This is a genomic window from Ignavibacteriales bacterium, from assembly GCA_016214905.1.
Lineage (GTDB): Bacteria > Bacteroidota > Ignavibacteria > UBA10030 > SZUA-254 > PNNN01.
On record JACRMQ010000007.1, the window covers coordinates 804,023 to 823,263 of the forward strand.

At 39.0% G+C, this 19,241-nt stretch carries 14 protein-coding genes and 1 tRNA gene; 7 read left to right on the forward strand and 8 right to left on the reverse strand.

All coding sequences use genetic code 11. The features are described 5' to 3' along the window. Position 1 precedes the first annotated feature (1 nt). From HZB59_10630 to HZB59_10645, 4 genes are all read right to left on the reverse strand, one after another. The gene (locus HZB59_10630) at positions 2 to 448 is read right to left on the reverse strand and encodes a hypothetical protein (GenBank protein ID MBI5021880.1); all 447 of its coding nucleotides are present in this window, start codon (positions 446 to 448) and stop codon (positions 2 to 4) included. 83 nt (positions 449 to 531) lie between these two features. Beyond that, on the reverse strand, positions 532 to 1,767 hold the full coding sequence (locus HZB59_10635) for an MFS transporter (GenBank protein MBI5021881.1): 1,236 nt from the start codon (positions 1,765 to 1,767) through the stop codon (positions 532 to 534). A gap of 17 nt (positions 1,768 to 1,784) precedes the next feature. Further along, positions 1,785 to 2,291 carry a transcription antitermination factor NusB gene (nusB, locus tag HZB59_10640; protein ID MBI5021882.1) on the reverse strand — a complete coding sequence of 169 codons (507 nt, stop codon included), beginning with the start codon at positions 2,289 to 2,291 and terminating at the stop codon, positions 1,785 to 1,787. Positions 2,292 to 2,393: 102 nt separating this feature from the next. Further along, entirely contained in the window at positions 2,394 to 3,026 is a 633-nt protein-coding gene (locus tag HZB59_10645) for a T9SS type A sorting domain-containing protein (protein MBI5021883.1), read from the reverse strand. A 273-nt stretch (positions 3,027 to 3,299) separates the two neighbouring features. On the opposite strand from HZB59_10645, the gene HZB59_10650 reads away from it, so the two are divergent. Further along, positions 3,300 to 4,313, forward strand: coding sequence for a DUF1385 domain-containing protein (locus HZB59_10650; protein ID MBI5021884.1), 1,014 nt, complete (start codon positions 3,300 to 3,302; stop codon positions 4,311 to 4,313). 74 nt (positions 4,314 to 4,387) lie between these two features. Further along, the gene (gene prfA, locus HZB59_10655; protein MBI5021885.1) at positions 4,388 to 5,458 is read left to right on the forward strand and encodes a peptide chain release factor 1; all 1,071 of its coding nucleotides are present in this window, start codon (positions 4,388 to 4,390) and stop codon (positions 5,456 to 5,458) included. Between the two features lie 49 nt (positions 5,459 to 5,507). Here the strand turns inward: prfA and HZB59_10660 are convergent, their stop codons facing one another. Continuing rightward, entirely contained in the window at positions 5,508 to 5,972 is a 465-nt protein-coding gene (locus HZB59_10660) for a nucleoside deaminase (protein ID MBI5021886.1), read from the reverse strand. 163 nt (positions 5,973 to 6,135) lie between these two features. Between HZB59_10660 and HZB59_10665 the strand changes: the two genes are divergently transcribed. Together HZB59_10665 and HZB59_10670 are read left to right on the forward strand one after the other, a co-directional pair. Then, a complete protein-coding gene (locus HZB59_10665) occupies positions 6,136 to 9,408 on the forward strand; it encodes a fibronectin type III domain-containing protein (protein MBI5021887.1) in 3,273 nt (1,090 codons plus the stop codon). Between the two features lie 306 nt (positions 9,409 to 9,714). Further along, positions 9,715 to 14,523: a CehA/McbA family metallohydrolase gene (locus tag HZB59_10670; GenBank protein MBI5021888.1), complete on the forward strand. Its 4,809-nt coding sequence runs from the start codon at positions 9,715 to 9,717 to the stop codon at positions 14,521 to 14,523. Positions 14,524 to 14,577: 54 nt separating this feature from the next. Here HZB59_10670 and HZB59_10675 read toward each other — a convergent pair whose 3' ends face one another. From HZB59_10675 to HZB59_10685, 3 genes are all read right to left on the reverse strand, one after another. After that, positions 14,578 to 15,750 (reverse strand): aspartate aminotransferase family protein, encoded by a 1,173-nt coding sequence (locus HZB59_10675; protein ID MBI5021889.1) that lies wholly within the window; start codon positions 15,748 to 15,750, stop codon positions 14,578 to 14,580. Positions 15,751 to 15,834: 84 nt separating this feature from the next. Continuing rightward, entirely contained in the window at positions 15,835 to 16,005 is a 171-nt protein-coding gene (locus HZB59_10680; protein MBI5021890.1) for a GIY-YIG nuclease family protein, read from the reverse strand. Between the two features lie 6 nt (positions 16,006 to 16,011). Further along, a tRNA-Arg gene (locus HZB59_10685) sits at positions 16,012 to 16,085 on the reverse strand. A gap of 478 nt (positions 16,086 to 16,563) precedes the next feature. On the opposite strand from HZB59_10685, the gene HZB59_10690 reads away from it, so the two are divergent. The 3 genes from HZB59_10690 to HZB59_10700 all read left to right on the forward strand — a co-directional run bounded on the left by HZB59_10690 (position 16,564) and on the right by HZB59_10700 (position 19,207). Continuing rightward, a complete protein-coding gene (locus HZB59_10690; protein ID MBI5021891.1) occupies positions 16,564 to 17,214 on the forward strand; it encodes a hypothetical protein in 651 nt (216 codons plus the stop codon). 135 nt (positions 17,215 to 17,349) lie between these two features. Beyond that, a complete protein-coding gene (locus tag HZB59_10695; GenBank protein ID MBI5021892.1) occupies positions 17,350 to 17,841 on the forward strand; it encodes a hypothetical protein in 492 nt (163 codons plus the stop codon). Beyond that, positions 17,834 to 19,207, forward strand: a complete 1,374-nt coding sequence (locus HZB59_10700) for an AAA family ATPase (protein MBI5021893.1) — start codon at positions 17,834 to 17,836, stop codon at positions 19,205 to 19,207. The genes HZB59_10695 and HZB59_10700 overlap by 8 nt, the downstream gene beginning before the upstream one ends. The last annotated feature ends 34 nt before the right edge of the window (positions 19,208 to 19,241 follow it).

Consider the following 19,241-nt stretch of genomic DNA (forward strand, 5'->3'; position numbering starts at 1 on the left):
CTTATTTTACTTTTATTGAAAACTCGAAAGGTTGCTTGAATCTGCTGCACCATCCATCGGAACCCGAACAATAAAAATATGTCAGAGCTCCTTTAATAACGATGTTCCCTGGCGGAGTGTCTTTTGCGATACTGAATTTTTGCACAAGTTCTTGCTTTGTATCTAAATAATCTTGCTTCGGTTTACGAGGTATTCTCAATTTTTCAACCTTGTTTAAATATAACGTACTGTCGAATTTGAGGGATATCGGTGGATCGAAATTTATATGAATACCTTCCTTCGGTTTGAATCGGATCAGCAGGTCGCAGGTAGAGCCGGGTTTAACCTCTTTTTGTTTCAAGCTAATTTTAACATCCACAAATTCATTTATTTTTTTTTGGTCGGCACAAAATGTAACGGATGTTGAGCCGAAAAGCAGCAGCATTGAAATTAAATGTATAATTCTCATCTTATTATTTTGAATACTGAAATCTGTTTTTATAAGGTAAAGAAAAAAATGAATTTCTAAAAATGAACATAAAACAATCTTTATCAGGATGATCGAACAGGTTCCTCAACACGCTGTAAAACAATAAATCCGACTATAAAGAATAATCCTATCGAAGCGGCCGCTATTCGTTCCGAGGTTGCATCTGCTATCAGACCATAAATAAGCGGTCCGATAACCGCGCTTGCTTTGCCGCAAAGACCATCGTAAAAGCCGAAAAATTCCGCTTCCCTGTCGCGCGGAGTTAAAAGCGCCATCAAACTTCTGCTCGCTGATTGCGCCGAGCCGATGGCGATCCCTGCCGCGAGCGCGACGATATAGAAGAAGGAGACTGACTGAACGAAATATGCGGCGAACGAAATCCCTACCCACATAATAAGCGTAACGGAGATTGTTTTTTTCGGGCCAATTATATCGGTGATGAATCCGAATATTAGCGATCCGATGATCGCGCTGGTTTGCACAATCGCGAAAAATATGATGATGTCTTTATCCGACATGGCTAAAATATTTTCAGCAAAAATAGCGGCGAATGCAATTACTGTAAGTATTCCGTCGTTATACAGGAAGAATGCGATCAAAAACCGTGCAATGTTCGGATATTCTTTTTTTATGAAAATCGCCTTGAAAGTATTTTTCGCTTTATTGAAACCATCTCTCATTACCGAGCCGTTAAAAGATTTTATAGTGCGGGCTTCGTGCACAGATAGAAACAAGGGGAGTGAGAAAAGGAAAAAAAAAGAGGCGGAGATCACGAACGAAAGTCGCACGAAATAATCATACCGGGGCGAAGAAGATTCGGGCAGAATTATTGCAACAATTAAAAGTATTACCAGTGCGCCGAGATATCCCATGGCGAATCCATACCCCGAAACTCTGCCGTAAGATGTTTTTTGAGTGATGCCCGGAAGAAAAGAATCGTAAAATACAAGACCGCCTTCAAAACCAACGTTCGCCATGATAAACAATATTATTCCGAGAAATATCATTCCGGGCTGAACGAAGAACAATAATGCGGTGCAAATAATGGATACGAATGTGAACGCGAGAAGGAAACGCTTCCGATTATGTCCTGAGTCTGCGGCGGCACCGAGAGGAGGAGATAAAATTGCAGCGACTATCATCGATAAACTTACTGCTAGTCCCCAAAGCCATCTCTGTCCGCCGCTGATTGTTTTAGTGAAGTAACGGGAATAAATAACCGTTACGATAATGACAGAAAAGGCGGTATTGGCGAAATCAAAGAGAGTCCATGAAAAAATTTTAGCTCGACTTGTCATTAAAATAATTCGAGTGATTACTTTCCGGTTGGAGGATGCTTTCGAGCCTGCGATGTTTCTGTTGGCAGTGAATCTTCTATTAATCCTCTGCCGGTCTTGTTTAACATTTTTGAGTTTTTAAAATCATCGAGAAGTGCATCTAGTATGCCGTTCACAAATTTACCGCTCTGATCGGTGCTGAAATTTTTTGCAATTTCAATCGATTCGTTTATTGTAACCTTCGGCGGGATTTCTGGGAAGTAAAGCATCTCACAAACTCCCATGCGCAAGAGAATTTTGTCGATGTATGCGATGCGGTCATATTCCCAGTGGGCAACTTTGTTTTTTATTATTTTTTCGATTTCATCTTCGTGGTGGATGACCTCGTTGATAAGTTTTTTGGCGAATTCGAAATCGTCGTACGAGCTTTTTAACTCGCCCAGCACGTTGGATATTACATCGGTAATAGGTTCTTTTGACATTTCATAGGCATATAATGCCTGAAGCACCTTTTCCCGCACTAATCTTCGTTTGAATGTTGGCATATGTGTAGTAATGTATGCAAAATTCTTAAGCTTATCAAGAATTGAGCATAATATGCCTATCCATCCAAAAGATTTACATACTAAAAAATTAGATTTAAAATCTTATTTTGCAAGTACCATCCGCCTCGTTTCAATCTCACCTGAAGCCTTGAGTTGATAAAAATAAATACCGCTTGGCTGACCTGCTGCATCCCATTCAATTCGATGTTCCCCGGCAGAGACATTTTCATCTATCAAAGTTATAATTTCGGTTCCGAGCATGTTGTATATTTTTATCGATATATGATCGGCGTGGTTTAGTTGAAAATATATTTCTGTCCGAGGGTTGAAAGGATTTGGGAAATTTTGCATTAATGTGAATTCTCGCGGTGTCGATAACTCCGAACCTTTTATATCGGTAGTTTGATTTACGGTGATGATTCCTTTCATTCCCAAGGATGCGTGCACTGTGCAAACATAATAATATGTCCCGGTTGTGAGTGGCACAACCGACCCGCCGCCGAATCCAAGAGCAAAGCCGCCGTTCGATGTTGTACCGTTCGCATTCCATGTTGTTTGATTGACCTCAACGGCATTATGAAGAGATGAAAGCGCGAAGATAACGGTATCACCAAGGTTGATTGTAACGGAGTTAGGCGAAAATGTGGTTCCAACATTGGTGATAGTGTGAGTGACCGAATAACCCAATCCTGCAAAGGAAAGTAATAATATCATTACTACTGTTAGTTTCTTCATGATTAGTTCTCCAAAAAATGACTTATAAAAAAATCAAATTTAACTGTCCATGTAAATTAAACAAAGCGGAATATTGAAAAGTGCCTTAGATCGATTTTGGATGAAGATAACATTGTTTGTTGAAAAGGATAATTCAGGGAAATTAGTAGTCGTAACTTGACATTAAAATAGTTTATAAAAGTCAACCACATAACTCTCTCTTTTGCACGCCCCGAAATAAAGAGTTATATTTACATAGAATTTTTTTATGAATCTAATCTCATGGAGAATAATTTGTCGGAAAATAAAAATGATGTAAAGTTTGACCCAAACAAACCTTTGCAAGTTGGGGGACAAGCGGTTATTGAAGGTGTGATGATGCGTGCCCCCGGAAAGATTGCTACCGCCATCAGACGATCGAATGGCGATATTATTGTGCGCAAACGCGATCATCAATCGCTGGGTGAAAAGTATAAATTCTTCAAGCTTCCGGTGTTACGGGGTGCCGCCGGTTTGATTGAGATGATGTTTGTTGGCATCGAGACCTTGAATTTCTCTGCTGAAATAGCAATGCACGATCTTGATCTGAAAGAACGGAATAACGGCAAGGAAATAAAAAAGAAGAAATCTGCAGGAAATTTGCAATTAACTTTGACAGTAATTTTTGCGCTTGTACTCGGCATTGCAATCTTTTTTATTACACCACTCATCGTGGCGACCCAATTATTCAGCGTGGAGCAAAACGCAGTTGGATTCAATATAATTGCCGGGGTAATTCGGCTCACCATTTTAGTGGTTTACTTGCTTGCCATTTCAATGATGAAAGATGTAAAGCGATTGTTCGAGTATCATGGTGGCGAACATAAGGCGGTTATGAGTTTTGAATCGAACAAACTTCTTACCCTCGAATCGGCAACAGCTTCAACCCGTTTTCATCCCCGTTGCGGGACGAGTTTTATTCTTATCGTCGCTCTTGTTTCGGTGTTGCTATTTGCCGTATTTGATTCGATGATGATTCTTTGGCTTGGCAAACTGACACTGCCGATACGGTTGATAACTCATCTGCCTTTGATCCCACTTGTTGGAGGAATCGCCTATGAATTTATTCGGTGGTCATCGAAAAAAACAGAAACCACGCTGGGTAAAATTCTTGTCGCTCCCGGACTTTGGTTACAGCGTGTAACCACGAAAGAGCCGGATCAAAGCCAAATCGAAGTTGCGCTGGTAGCGTTGCAGTGTGCATTAGGTTTCGAAGAATCGAAACCTGTAAGATATGTTCAAACTGTTTCTGAATTGGTTGAAGAGTGAAGAATTTATTGATTGTCGATAAAACACGGCCAGAATTTTATTCCTAATATATCGGACGGATGATGAATTGATTTATGTTTGAAAAGCTTGAAAACTTAATAGAACGATATAACGAAATTACTAATTTGCTCTCTGATCCCGCGGTGATATCTAATCAGGAAAGATATCGCGAATTGAGTAAGGAACACAGCGAAAAAACCGAAATCGTTAAGAAATATCTCGAATATAAAAAAATCAAATCCGATGTTGAGAATCTCAAACATCTCGTTGAATCTGAGTCGGATAGCGAGATGAAGGATCTGGCGTCGGTTGAGCTTATCGAATCGCAGTTAAAGCAAACAGGATTGGAGGAGGAATTAAAAATTATTCTCATTCCCAAAGATCCCAACGATGATAAAGATTGTATCGTGGAGGTGCGTGCCGGGACGGGAGGCGACGAAGCGGCTTTGTTTGCGGCAGACCTTTATAGGATGTATACACGTTTCGCGGAACGCGCCGGATGGAAAACGGAATTAATAGATTGGAACGATACCGGCTTAGGTGGATTTAAAGAAGTTGTCTTCTCCCTTAAAGGAGTTGGTGCGTATGGTACGCTGAAGTATGAATGCGGAGTTCACCGTGTTCAGCGTGTGCCCGAAACTGAAGCGCAGGGGCGTGTTCACACTTCCGCAGCAACCGTTGCAGTTTTACCTGAAGTTGAAGATGTAGAAATCGAAATCAATCCCGCAGATTTACAATTCGATACATACCGTGCAGGTGGTAAAGGCGGGCAAAATGTTAACAAGGTGGAAACTGCAGTTCGTATCACGCATAGACCGTCCGGAATTGTGGTTGCATGTCAACAGGAGAGGTCACAGTTTCAGAACAGAGAACGTGCAATGAAAATGCTTCGGGCGAAATTGTTTGAAGCGAAAATCCAAGAGCAGAATGCAAGAATAACTGCTAAGCGGCGTTCGATGGTCAAGAGCGGAGATAGGAGCGATAAAATAAGGACATATAATTTTCCGCAAAATCGTTTGACAGATCACCGCATCGGATTGACTCTCTACAATTTGAATGAAATTATCGACGGAAAACTAAACGATGTTATTGAACAATTAAAGATTGCCGATAGGGCAGAAAAATTACAGGAAGGATCAGAATAAATAAATCTCCATGCTTATTCGTATGGACTAATTTGGATGGAGCTAAAGCCTATTTTCTATTAATCCGTTGTGCTTCAAAAAATTCTTTTAATATCCCTCCGCATTTCGCCTCCATTATTCCTCCTATCGTATGAACACGATGATTAAGGCGTGTATCGTTCGTGATTGTGTATAGCGATGAGCACGCACCGGCTTTAGGATCGTAAGCGCCAAAAATAAGAAGAGAAATTCTAGCAAGCACAATTGCACCTGCACACATCGGACATGGTTCAAGGGTTACATAAAGAGTGCATTTCTCCAATCTGCGGTTCCCAAGATGGGAGGAAGCGGCAGTAATAGCAATCATCTCGGCATGTGCCGTGGGATCTTGCAGCATTTCGATCTGGTTTGACCCTTTACCGATAACAGCTCCTTCGTAAACAATCACCGCCCCAACCGGCACTTCTTTTCTTTTCATTGAAATTTCGGCTTCTTTAAAAGCGATTTCCATCCAATATTCATGATTTTGTTTCATCGATTTTATGCAACTTCCTTTTTTTTGAATTAGTATACGAAAATGCACCGAATGCGCCAAAAATGCATCGAATTAAATATATGATATCCGCGATCACATTGTTTTTTTCGATAATTTTCGATATTTTAGTAAAGAAGATCTAGAGAAAATAGAAAATTAACTGATGAAGAACCGTCTCCCAACAGTTCTCGCCATCGCATTGGTGTATTTTATCCAACCGGTAATTTACAGCCAAACGGTACCTTCCGGTACAATGGCGATTAACTATGATACGTTGCGTATTGCATCGTATAATCTTTTAAATTATCCGAACGATAATACGACCCGTGATCCATTCATGCGCCGCGTTATTCACTCGATGAAACCGGATGTTTTGGTTGTACAAGAGATGACAAGCCAAACCGGTGTAACTGCATTTCTGAATAATGTTCTTAATTATTACCAGGCAGGATTATACTCAACTATCACATTCCATGATGGGTATGATACTGACAATCATATCTATTTTAAAACTGGTAAAGCTACAGTTCTCAGTGCGGCATACATTCCAACTGCATTGCGCGATATTGCCGAGTATGTTGTGCGGTTTACTTCATCAAATGATACGGTTAGATTTTATTCTCTTCATCTTAAAGCAAGTACTGGATTTGAAGCAGACCGGCTTGCTGAAGCAACGATCTTGCGTAATCATCTTAATAATTTGTCCACCGGAACAAAGTTCATGGTGATGGGAGATTACAATATTTATACAAGCACCGAGCCAGCATTTTTAAAATTAATTAACAGCGAAACCGATAACGATGGACGATGCAAAGATCCTATCAATGCGGTTGGAAACTGGAATAATAATTCTGCATTCAAAGCGATTCATACACAATCACCGAGAGTCCGTGCCTTTGGCGGCGGTTCTACCGGCGGAATGGATGATAGGTTCGATATCATCTTAACATCTTACTCGGCGTTAGATAATAATACGTTAGTTTCAAGTTATAATGCTTACGGCAATGACGGCAATCATTTTAATGATAGTATTAATCGTTTACCGAATTCCGCAGTGCCGGATAGTGTTGCGAATGGTTTGCATTACGGTTCAGATCATATACCCGTAACATGTAACTTTAAATTCGAAAAAAATGTAACAGCATTCCAATTGCTTTCGCCAGCTAACACTGCGAGCGGTCAGCCAATATCCGGGACGCTTCGTTGGCAATCATCAACGAATACGGACCGTTACGATATTTATCTCGATCAGAACAATCCACCCACAACAATCGTTAGTGCTAATCAGATAGATACTACATACCCTTACACTAATTTAGTCCAGGGACATTCATATTATTGGAAGGTAGTAGCGAAGAACGGATCTAAGACGATCACATCTACTGCCGCGCCGTGGAGTTTTACCACGTTATCGATGAATCCACCTGCCGTTTTCGAATTAATTTCACCAACCGATAATTCGGTCGATCAAAGCTTGAGCGGACTATTATCATGGCAGACTTCCACTAACGCCGAGAGTTATGATGTTTATCTCGATACAATCAATCCTCCCGCATTGCTCATTGATTCTAACTTGCTAATCACTTCATTTCAATATTTAAATTTACGCGGCAATACAAGTTATTATTGGAAAGTTGTCGCGAAAAATTCAGCAGGTACAATTGTTTCTCAAAATGCACCATGGAAATTTACAACGGCAACTCCGCCCATGCAGCCTACCGATCTGAATGCGAATGCCATTTCAACGACACAAATTGATCTTACATGGATAGATAATTCATCCGATGAAAACGGATATCGTGTTTATCGTTCAAGTTCCATTGGTGGATCTTATGTTTCGGTAAGCGGTGATTTATCTTCCAATACGATTACTTACAATGATACCGGATTATCGGTCAACACTCAATATTTTTATCGTGTGGTGGCATTTAACGATATCGGTGAGAGTGATATAACCTCAGCGGCAAAAGTCACATTTGCTGATGTCCCAACCATGCCTGACATTAAAAATTTTATGCCACATTCATTGAGGTTGACTCTGAATTCAAATTTAAACCCTGCAGTAACAGAATATCTGGTCAGATTTATTTCCGGTAATGATACTGCATATCTACAAAACAACGGAATGCTCACAAGTGTGTTGACTTGGAATACGCGGCAGATGTTGGGTGATTCAAATGGAATAGATGTTGCCGGCTTGGATTCTTGTTCGGTTTACGGAATAGATGTTAAAGCAAGAAATCTTGATACTGTTGAGACAGATTTCAGTGCCAGCATTAGCAAGCAGTTGCCCTGTTATCTAATATCAGGATCAATGAATCCCGGATGGAATCTATTATCGATACCGTTAATTGTAGAAGACGCCTCAAAACAAACCCTTTTTCCATCAAGCATATCGAACGCGTATAGTTATAACGGAACATATCTTCTCGCGGAGACATTGAAGAACGGGATCGGATACTGGCTGAAATTCGGATCACTATCAGCCATTGAGCTTGCCGGCAGTCCAATTTATGAGGATACGATTGATTTATCGGAAGGATGGAATATTATTGGATCCATCACTAATCCGATCCCGATTAGCTCAATTACAACCGATCCTCCCGGAATAACACTCTCCCAATTTTTTGAGTATCAAGGGACTTATCAAATAAGCACAATGTTAGAACCGTTTAAAGCATACTGGGTAAAAGCGACAGCGGGATCTAAACTAGTAATTCCTCAAATATTTCTGAATCGTTCTTCAATAGTTGAGCCTAGAAGTTTTGATCAATTAGAAAACCATATCGTTTTTTCTTTTACAGATCGAACCAATCTGAATCAAAAATTATATTTAATTCCATCATCAACAAATCTTAAATATCCGGCTGAGCTTCCTCCTATGCCGCCCATTGACGCGTTCGATGTTCGGTTTAAATCGAACCGGTTCGCCGAAGAGTATTCTACTTCCGATGCTAGACAAGAATTTAGTTTCTCTTTAAATTCTTCATCGTATCCTGTCCGCATGCAATGGAAAATTATTGACAGTGATTATAATATATCATTTGTTGATAATAATAATAGTCGTTCACTTAATGGTGAAGGATTTTTGACGATAGATAAATCTGGAACATACAAATTCGAGATCACTAAAAATATTATTGTGCAAGAACCAGAACAATTTTCACTTCAGCAGAATTATCCAAATCCGTTCAATCCCGAAACAAACATCTCATATGAATTACCGGAAAGAAGTATTGTAAAACTGACGTTGTTCGATAACCTGGGGAATGAAATTGCGATTTTGGATGAAGGTTTAAGAGAGAGAGGCAGTCATCGAGTGCGTTGGGAACCGAAATGTGCCGCCGGTGTTTATTATTACCGAATGATTGCAACGGCATTAGATAATCCTAAGCATACTTATCAATCGGTTCACAAGATGACTTTATTGAAGTGACCAGACCGAATATAGTCTCCTGAAATTAAAATCATCAATTTCTTGTTACTATTAATACTTGAAAGATGATATTATTTATTGCCGAATGTAATTCTTTCAAAATTTGTAAGGATTTCAATTTCAGGGACTGATAAATATTTTAATTAATTCCAAGCATTAGATTTGGAACAGAAATTGCCCATTTACCATGAGATAAGAGAGATAATGTTAAGATATAAGGACAGACAAGTGAGACAAAGTTATAATTCGGGGTGGAGATACAAAAGCATAATTCTGAGTTTAATGATTTTAAGCATTCAGACCTTTATGAATGCTCAATCAACTTACAATATATATTTTGGAGATAATCATTCTCATTCATGGTATTCGGATGGGAATCAGGATCAAAATAAAACCACTTATACAAATCCGGTTGCCCGTTCAATAACCTGGGCGCGAACTAACAGATCAAGTTTGGATTTCATGGGAATAAGCGATCATAACCATAATGAAAGCTTGAATATGACATTGGCTTACTGGCGCTCAGGAGTTCGCGAAGCCGATTCTGTAAATATCGATGGTAATTTCGTTGGGTTGTATGGACAGGAATGGGGCACCATAGGCGGTGGTGGACATGTATTAATTTATGGGACCGACAAATTATTCGGCTGGAATCCGGGTGTCTATGATGTTTACGTTGCGAAAAGTGATTACGCTAGATTATGGGATTCTGTAAAAAAATATAACGGATATTGCTATCTGGCTCACCCGAATACGTCTGATTTTGGATCAATAGCAACAACAGCTTACAATCCGAAAGTCGATAGTGTTGTACGAGGTGTGGCAATGAAAAGTGGAAATGCCTTTTCAACAAATACCAGCGAAACTGATCCTGATGCCGGTGATAATACGACTTATTTCAATACGCTGTTAGCTAAAGGTTATCATGTTGCTCCGATAGCAAATCAGGATAATCACAATACAACTTTTGGTAAATCAAACCAGCAGAGGACCGTTGTTCTTGCAGCTTCGTTAACCAAGGCGAATGTAGACGATGCATTTAGGCAAAGAAGAGTGTACGCGTCGGAAGATCATAATCTTCAAGTCAGGTTTGAAGTCAACGCTCATCAGATGGGAGAAATATTTTCGATGAGCGGATCGATTCCTTTTCGGATAAAAGTAACAGATCCGGATATTGAATCGATAAGTAAAATAGAATTACGTTACGGAGTCCCCGGTTCAGGTACGGCACCAACAGTTTTATCGAGTGTTTTGAATAGAGATTCTCTTGTCCTTTCGCAATCACAAGCTGCCGGAACAACTCATTACTATTATGTCTATGTGCAAGAAGCTGACGGGAATGAAGCTTGGTCGGCACCAATGTGGATAACAATAACTACCGGACCGGTTCCGGGTTCATTCAATTTATTGTCTCCTTCAAATTCAAGCGTCAACCAACCTTTGAGCGGAACTTTATCGTGGCAGACGGCATCAGGCGCGACATCATACGATGTTTACCTTGCAACAACAAATCCACCGGCGACAAAAGTTGGAGCCGATCTTGTAACAACTTCTTATAATTATTCGGGATTAGTGAACGGTACAACATATTATTGGAAAGTAGTTGCAAAAAACAGCAACGGCTCTACAGATGCAACAGCATCACCATGGAATTTCTCAACAGTGTTAGCTCCGCCTTCAGCTTTTAATTTACTAACACCCTCAAACGGTTCGGTCAATATTCCTACATCCGGAACAGTTACATGGCAATCATCGGTTAATGCGACAGGTTACGATGTTTATATTGGAACTACGAACCCGCCGACAACAAAAGTCAGTTCAAATCAACCCGGTACAAATTATTCTTACAGCGGATTGAGCAACAGCACCGTCTACTATTGGAAAGTTGTATCTAGGAACAGCGTTGATACGGTAATTGCAACAGGTTCTCCCTGGAATTTTACAACAATTATTTCTCCGCCGGGTACTTTCTCGCTCGTATCGCCGCCTGATAGTTCAATTAATTTGCCGATAACCGGCACACTTTCGTGGCAAGCATCCGCGAATGCTTCATCCTACGATGTATATTTAGGAACAACTAATCCGCCAACAGTTAAAGTTAGTGCAGATCAAATTGGCACATCATACAACTATAATGGTTTATCAAATAACACGACATATTTTTGGAAAGTGGTTGCGAAAAATGTTGCCGGAACATTGGACGCTGTTGGTTCTCCCCGAAGGTTTAAAACTATAGTGGCACTGCCCGGTAGTTTCGCACATCTTTCACCCTCGAACTTAGCAATTAACCAGAACATTACCGGAACACTAAGCTGGCAGGCATCATCGAATGCTTCAGCATACGATGTATATCTTGACACAATAAATCCACCGGTACAAAAAGTGAGTGCAGACCAGGCGACAACTTCGTTAAATTATTCCGGTTTAATGAATAATAAAAATTATTATTGGAAGATAGTTTCAAAAAATATAGCTGGCACAACAGATGCCTCAGCATCGCCATGGAGTTTCACCACGATAATAGATACACCTTCAACATTTTTGCTTTTAGCTCCTGCAAATTTAACCATTAATCAATCAATTGATGGCATGTTATCATGGCAAGTTTCTACGAATGCTGCAACTTACGATGTATATCTTGATATAAATAATCCCCCATTGATAAAAGTCAGTTCCGACCAAGCAACAACTTCTTTTAATTATTCAGGATTAACGAACAACACGGTTTATTTCTGGAAAGTTATTGCAAAAAATATTGGGGGAGAAATGATTGCATCGGGTTCTCCATGGACATTTACGACGATTGTTGCAACTCCGAACGAATTTAATCTTGTCGCACCGGTCAATGATGCTCTGAACGTTTCAATCGATGGTGTACTATCGTGGCATCGAGCAACAAACGCCCAGTCATATGATGTTTATCTGGACACACTCAATCCGCCGATAAATGTTGTCAGCTCGAATCAGGTAGATACAACATTCAGTTATACTAATTTATCTAACAACACTGTTTATTATTGGAAGATAGTTGCTAAAAATGTCAATGGAACGACCGAAGGTTTATTTACACCTTGGAAGTTCACAACAATCATATCGCAACCATCGGCATTTCAGCTGATTGCGCCTGACGATCATGCCGGCGACCAATTACTTTCGGGAATTCTATCGTGGGAACTGTCATCGAATGCCGAACTGTACGATATTTATCTCGATACATTAAATCCACCAATAATTAGAATCGATTCGAATATTCTGGGGACAACATATTTATATTCAAATCTTCAGGGTGGAAAGCAATATTATTGGAGTGTTGTCGCGAAGAATATTGCGGGGACTAGGAACGCTTCAAACAATTCACGCTCATTCGTGACTATCGCTGTTCCTCATGCGCCATCTGCACTCTTTTTGAGCTCGGTATTAGATTCTCATGTTGAAATATTCTGGCACGATAATGCCACTAACGAAAGCGGTTATCGTGTTTATCGTTCTGCCAGCGCAAGCGGACCGTTTGAACAGGTAGATTTAGACTTACCTGCGAACAGCATAAGTTTTTATGATTCCGGAGTTTTACCGAACCATCCGTATTATTATCATATCGTTCCGTTCAATTTAATCGGCGAAGGATCGATGGCATCAATAGCTGCAACTACATTAGCCAGAAAACCGGATAGTCCGAACATTTCGAGTGTATCATTCAGTTCAATTAAAATAATTCTCGATCCGACTTCAAATCCGCCCAACACGGAGTTTGCAGTTAAAGTGAAAGTTGGAGTGAATGAAAATTATTTACAACATGACGGTTCACTTGGCTCGATAATTCAGTGGAACGATTTTGCAGCATGGCACGATACAACCGGTGTTCTCCTCGATTCGCTCTCATCCTGCGAATCGTATACGGTGAGCGTCAAGGCAAGAAATATTGAAAATGTTGAAACAAACTGGAGCGACACAATCACCGGAACAATCTCGTGCTATGGGATTGACAAGGAATTAAATGCCGGATGGAATCTAATTTCTGTGCCAATTATTTCTTCTGATCCGAGGAGATCGGTTTTATTCCCAAACAGTACTTCTTTCGCATTTTCATTTAACGGTGGATATGTTCAATGCGATACTCTTTTAAATGGATACGGATATTGGTTGAAGTTTGAGATTCCGTCGACCTTCAGGTTCAGTGGTACACCTGTAGACAAAGAAACGATAAATGTTTTGCAAGGATGGAATTTAATCGGTGGTGGTTCTGTTGATATTCCGACCGTCTCATTGCGTACAGAACCTGAAAATTTATTGAGCAACAATGTATACGGATTTGACGGCTCATACAGGCAAGTTGATACACTCAAACCCGGAAGCGGATATTGGGTAAAAGCGAATGGAGCGGGGAAATTATTTTTTAACTCATCTCAGGCTGTGATGAAATCAGCACCTGTGATGGAGAAATTCGAATCCCGTAATAAAATTGAAATTCGGTTCGACGATAATCATGGTAATCAGGAGTGCTTGTCAATTGTCGATGGATCGATATCGGAAGATCAATTTGAAACAACCGCATTGCCGCCAATTCCACCAAGCGGTGCATTCGATGTTCGATTTAAATCGCATAGTTCTCTTGAAACCTTTGAGAACTCAACCGAGAAACAATTTTCTCTCTTAGTCCAGTTATCTTATTATCCTGTCATGATATCAACCACGACCGACGTTTCGGGCATCGATTTATTCCTTTTCGATGGAAGACAAGAGAAGAGATTATTCTCTGGGAATAGTTTAACAATCGATGAACCAGTAAGCTCATTATCGCTTATCATCAGGAGCAAAATAATTTCGGAACAAACTAAATATTTTGAATTGTCTCAAAATTATCCGAATCCGTTTAATCCATCAACAAAGATTCAATATAAATTGCCGAGTCTTTCAAAGGTAAAAATTAATGTACACGATCTTCAGGGAAGGGAGGTCGCTACCCTTTGTGATGCGGTCAAGGAATCGGGGATTTATGATATTGATTGGCGTCCGGAATTATCATCAGGAATTTATTATTGTCGGATCACAGCTGTTGATTTAAGAGATCCTAATAATAGTTTCCAAAAAACCATAAAGCTTGCCTTCATGAAATAATCGAAAGTGTGAATGGAAATCAAACTGCCGATTTCGGGAAGGGAATCGGCAGTTTCATTTTAAAGGAGATAAAATAGATCTGAATTCTTTGATGAAATAGTCGGCATGTTTTTCCTCTATGATCAACGGTGGAAGAAGCCGAATCACATTGGAATTCGTACAGTTGATCAAAATTCCCTGCTCCCGCATTTCCGTTACGATCGAGGTGCAATCACGATCGAGTTCGATGCCAATCATGCAACCAGCGCCGCGAAGATTTTTTATAATCGCAGGGTATTCTTTTTGTAATTCATGCAGATGATGAAATAAATATTTGCCAATCCGCTCAGCGTTCTGCACGATTCTTTTATCGATGATTTTATTTAGAACGGCAATACCTGCCGCGCAAGCAACGGGGTTTCCGCCGAATGTTGATCCATGCGTACCGGGTGAGAAAATATTGGCAACAGAATCATTACCGAGAATCGCTCCCAATGGCAAACCACCGCCGACGGCTTTCGCAATGACAACGATATCCGGAGTGATATTGAAATGTTCGAAGAAAAAGAATTTGCCAGTTCTTCCCATGCCGGATTGAATTTCATCGGCAACTATCAGGAATTTATATTTCTTTTGAAGTCGGTTTAAGACTTCAATAAATTTTTCGGATGCTGAAATTATACCCGATTCACCTTGAAGGAATTCTAGAAATACAGCCGCGGTACGCTCGTTAATGTTTTTTTCGATTTCAACCGGATCGTTGAATGGAATAATAGTACAGCCCGGTAAAAAAGGTCCGAATCCGTCTCGGTATTTGATTCTGTCCATCAAAGAGAGTGCGCCGAGTGTACGTCCATGAAAAGAGTTTGAAAAAGAAATGATTTCGGATTTACCTGAAATTGTTCCCCATTTCCGTGAAATCTTTATTGCACCTTCAATTGCTTCGGTACCGCTGTTAGTAAAAAATATTTTTTTATATCCGGTATGTGTTGCTAACAGTTTGGCAAATTTTTGCTGCGGTTCTTGGATAAAATAATTTGAGAGGTGAATATATTTTTCAATTTGATTTATTATTGCCTGTCGAACATCGGGATCGTTGTAACCGAGAGAGTTGACGGCAAGTCCTCCGAAAAAATCTAAATACTTATTATCATTCTCATCGAATAAATAAACACCTTTACCGCGTTTAATATGAATTGGAAAGCGGTTGTATGTATCGAAGAAATAATTGACTTCGTTTTTATCCATAAAAAATACACTGGATTACGAAATAAAAAACCTGATCGTAAAGATCAGGCGGTTAACTACTGAGTGCGCCCAGTTATGGTACACTTATTTATACGTTAAAATAGAAGGTCGTCTGGATTTTGTAGAAATAACTTTCCCGGAATTATGCTCTGCAAATCGCTTTGCAAGGTTTGAAGTCATCCCAACATATCTTTTATTATCTGACAGACTTCGAAGAACATAAACAGTAACCGATGAATCAGACAGAATCTTCATACTTAGTGCGCCCAGAGGGAGTCGAACCCCCAACCCTCAGATCCGAAGTCTGATGCTCTATCCAGTTGAGCTATGGGCGCGTTATTTTGGGCACTTTTTCTTACTTAAATCAATAATTATTGACAGACTGTCTACTACTTTATAGACATTTTAGTCATCAATCAATGTGGAAAGAACTGTAAACTATTGTTATTGATTATTAATTAACAGACGTAAGATACAAAATTATAGACTGAATTTCAATAAAACTATCAGGTAAATATTTGACTTCATTGATATTATTTAAGACGAAACCTAACATATTAATATTTCCGCATCGCTTCATGTCCTGCAACAGAAACATTTCTACCTTCATCATAAATCCGGTCACACAATTTCAAACAGTTAAAGTTGACCTACCCCCAGAGCCAAAAGTAGTGGGGGTGGGTATTCTATCTATTGGTCGTCATAAAATTTTACAGATTTTAAATGTTTGAAGTAGTACTTTTTGCTTTAAAATCCTTATAATTATATTGTACGTTGAAGTATATTGAAAACATTTACATAAAAGGATGTAGCATGAGTTATATTTGCCTTTATGATGATTTGATAGAAGAGGGAGAAAAACTATATGGATTATGGAAATTCAGATTAATAACTGATCCCGTTGAAACGAGAGATTGGAAGATACAAAACAAAAAGGATGTGAGCCCAAATAGTAATAAGAATAAAATCGATGATGTTGTTGTGAAAGAGCTATATAATACAAAAGGTAAAATAGTTGCATTACGTTCTCTTAATAAAATACAACACTTATTGTTGAAACAAGAATTAGGAGATTTGGAAGATAGTTATATAGATGAGGATGAATACAGAATACGAAAAAGTTTAATAAAACAATTGCAACAACTATTTAAAATATTGGGAGACAAAAATAAGAGTTCATTGGATGGGAGGGAAAATGAAAAGACAATCGAACAACAGAAACGAACGCCGGATGTCGAGACCTATAATGATAAAGATCGGACGATAGAGATTCAAAACGAAAAGATTAAGGTATTCATGAAGAAGGTACGTAATAAGAACAAGCCTCCTTTGGAGGAGTTAAGGAGCTTGGCGGATAATTGCAGATTTAAAAATGGAAAGATCAACTATTCAGAAATGGGGAAACAACTTGGGTATTCTAATCACACTGTGAGGAAGTGGTGCGATAGTGATAATATAAAATAATTGGAATTCGTTTCCATTTACAGACTTCCATATTTTTGGAATTGGAAGTGGCATCCAATTAGTCTATGTGTGAGCTCATAGCGGTCTCAGGAAGAGACGTGAATGAGCTTTTTTATTTTATAGAAAGATAATTGGATGCAACCTATTTATTCAAGCTACGAATTACAAGAATATGTAGCCCTTGAAATAGCCCGCTTATATTCGATAGAATATAGTGAGCCATTCTTTGTAGTAGTAGGCTCTTATAGCAATTTCGATATTGTATCGTCGAGTAAGAAGATTACTATTGAATTGAAATGTGAAACTTCACCCCTTCGGACTGGAAATGTCTGCATTGAGTTTTGGAATACTAGTTTAGATAAACCATCGGGTATTCTGGGTACAAAGGCAACGATTTGGGTGCATATCGTGCTAGAGAAAGAGGGTCTGATAGCGTATGAATATGATATTCACACTTTACGCAAGGTTGTCATTGAGCAAGGCGTTATAAGAAGTAACGGAAGGAATTCTCTTTGTAAAATAATTTCTCTTGAAGTTTTTAGAAAATTTGCTAAGCGATCTTTTCAATTTCAATCTCGCTTCAAAAATGATATTGAAAACCAAGGGAGGGTAGAATTAAATGTTTGAATCTCTTCCTCAATATGATCTCGAAAGTAGATTAATTGTTTCGCTAATACAAGGCGGTGATGCAGCCATTAAAAATATTCCAATTAATTTTAGGGCAACAGTTTTCATCTGCAATTCATTCCAGGAAATATTTAGAATTATTGAACTGTTACAAAAAGATCATCTTCAAGTAAACTTTAAGGAGATTGCAAAAAAAGGTAATCAGAAACTCTCGGATGAAATCGAGGATATTATGAAGCAAATACCAACTGATTTAAATTTTGCAGATGATGAAATAAATCAAGTTGGACGTGAACTAATAAGGCGAGCAGAAAATTCATCTGCTTCAACCATTGATAGTAAGATAGAAATAGTTCCAAATTCCGATATAGTTATCATGAGGGGTTCTAAACTATTGTCAATGAATATTAAAAAAGCGGATGATTTGATTGAAGGTATTCTACGTTCGAAATCACTCAATTTTATCGCTGGTGAAGAAAATAGTGGTAAATCAATGTTAGCAATGAATTTAGCAATTGATGTTTCTATTGGAGCTCCTACATTTTTATCTTGGGATTTAAAAATTCATGGTAAGGTTATTTACATTAACAATGAGATGTATATAGAAGATTTCGCTAGTAGGTTCAAGGTAATGAATAGTCAACTTCAAAGAGGTGGTAATGTTGATAACTTTATCTTCTTGAATGTCTCAACATCGCTTTTTGATGTTTGGGAGGAACTAATACAAATTTGTGAAAAAGAAAAGCCATGTCTCATAATTTTAGATTGTTTATATTTCGCACATAATCAAGATGAGAATGACAGTAGCAAGATGAAAGCCTTAATTCGAAAGCTTCAGTCGCTCAGAGATCGATATAATTTATGTGTTCTAATTTTACATCATACTAAAAAAGGTGCGCGAAATGATAGGTTACATAATGATCTTATGCGAGGGGCAGGTGTTTTTGGAGCAGCAGCCGATACCGTTATCATGATGAAGCGTTCCCAGACTGAAGAAGGGAAGCGTATACTCAAACCAACCAAGCTTAGACATTCATCCGATGTTAATAGGGAAGCGAGGCTTCTTTCGCTCAACTCAGAAACATTGTGGTTCAGAGATGAAGGCGTTGCGAATGAAGCTGACCACCTACAAAACTCCAATCAGATAACAGCAGCCGAGACTATTGATTTTACTGAAATATTTGAAGGCAAGGATGAACTCAAGTTGAAAGAAATTGTAGCCATCTGTGAACCTGATGGTTTTGATAAAAGAACAATTCAAAGATTGTTAGATGCTGCCGTTAGAAATGGTAAACTGTACAAACTCCGGCATGGCGTTTATTCATTGAATAAACCGTCCGATGTGGACAATCCAATAAAACCCTAGTGAATGCATGTCATTGTCGATTTGAAATGATGTA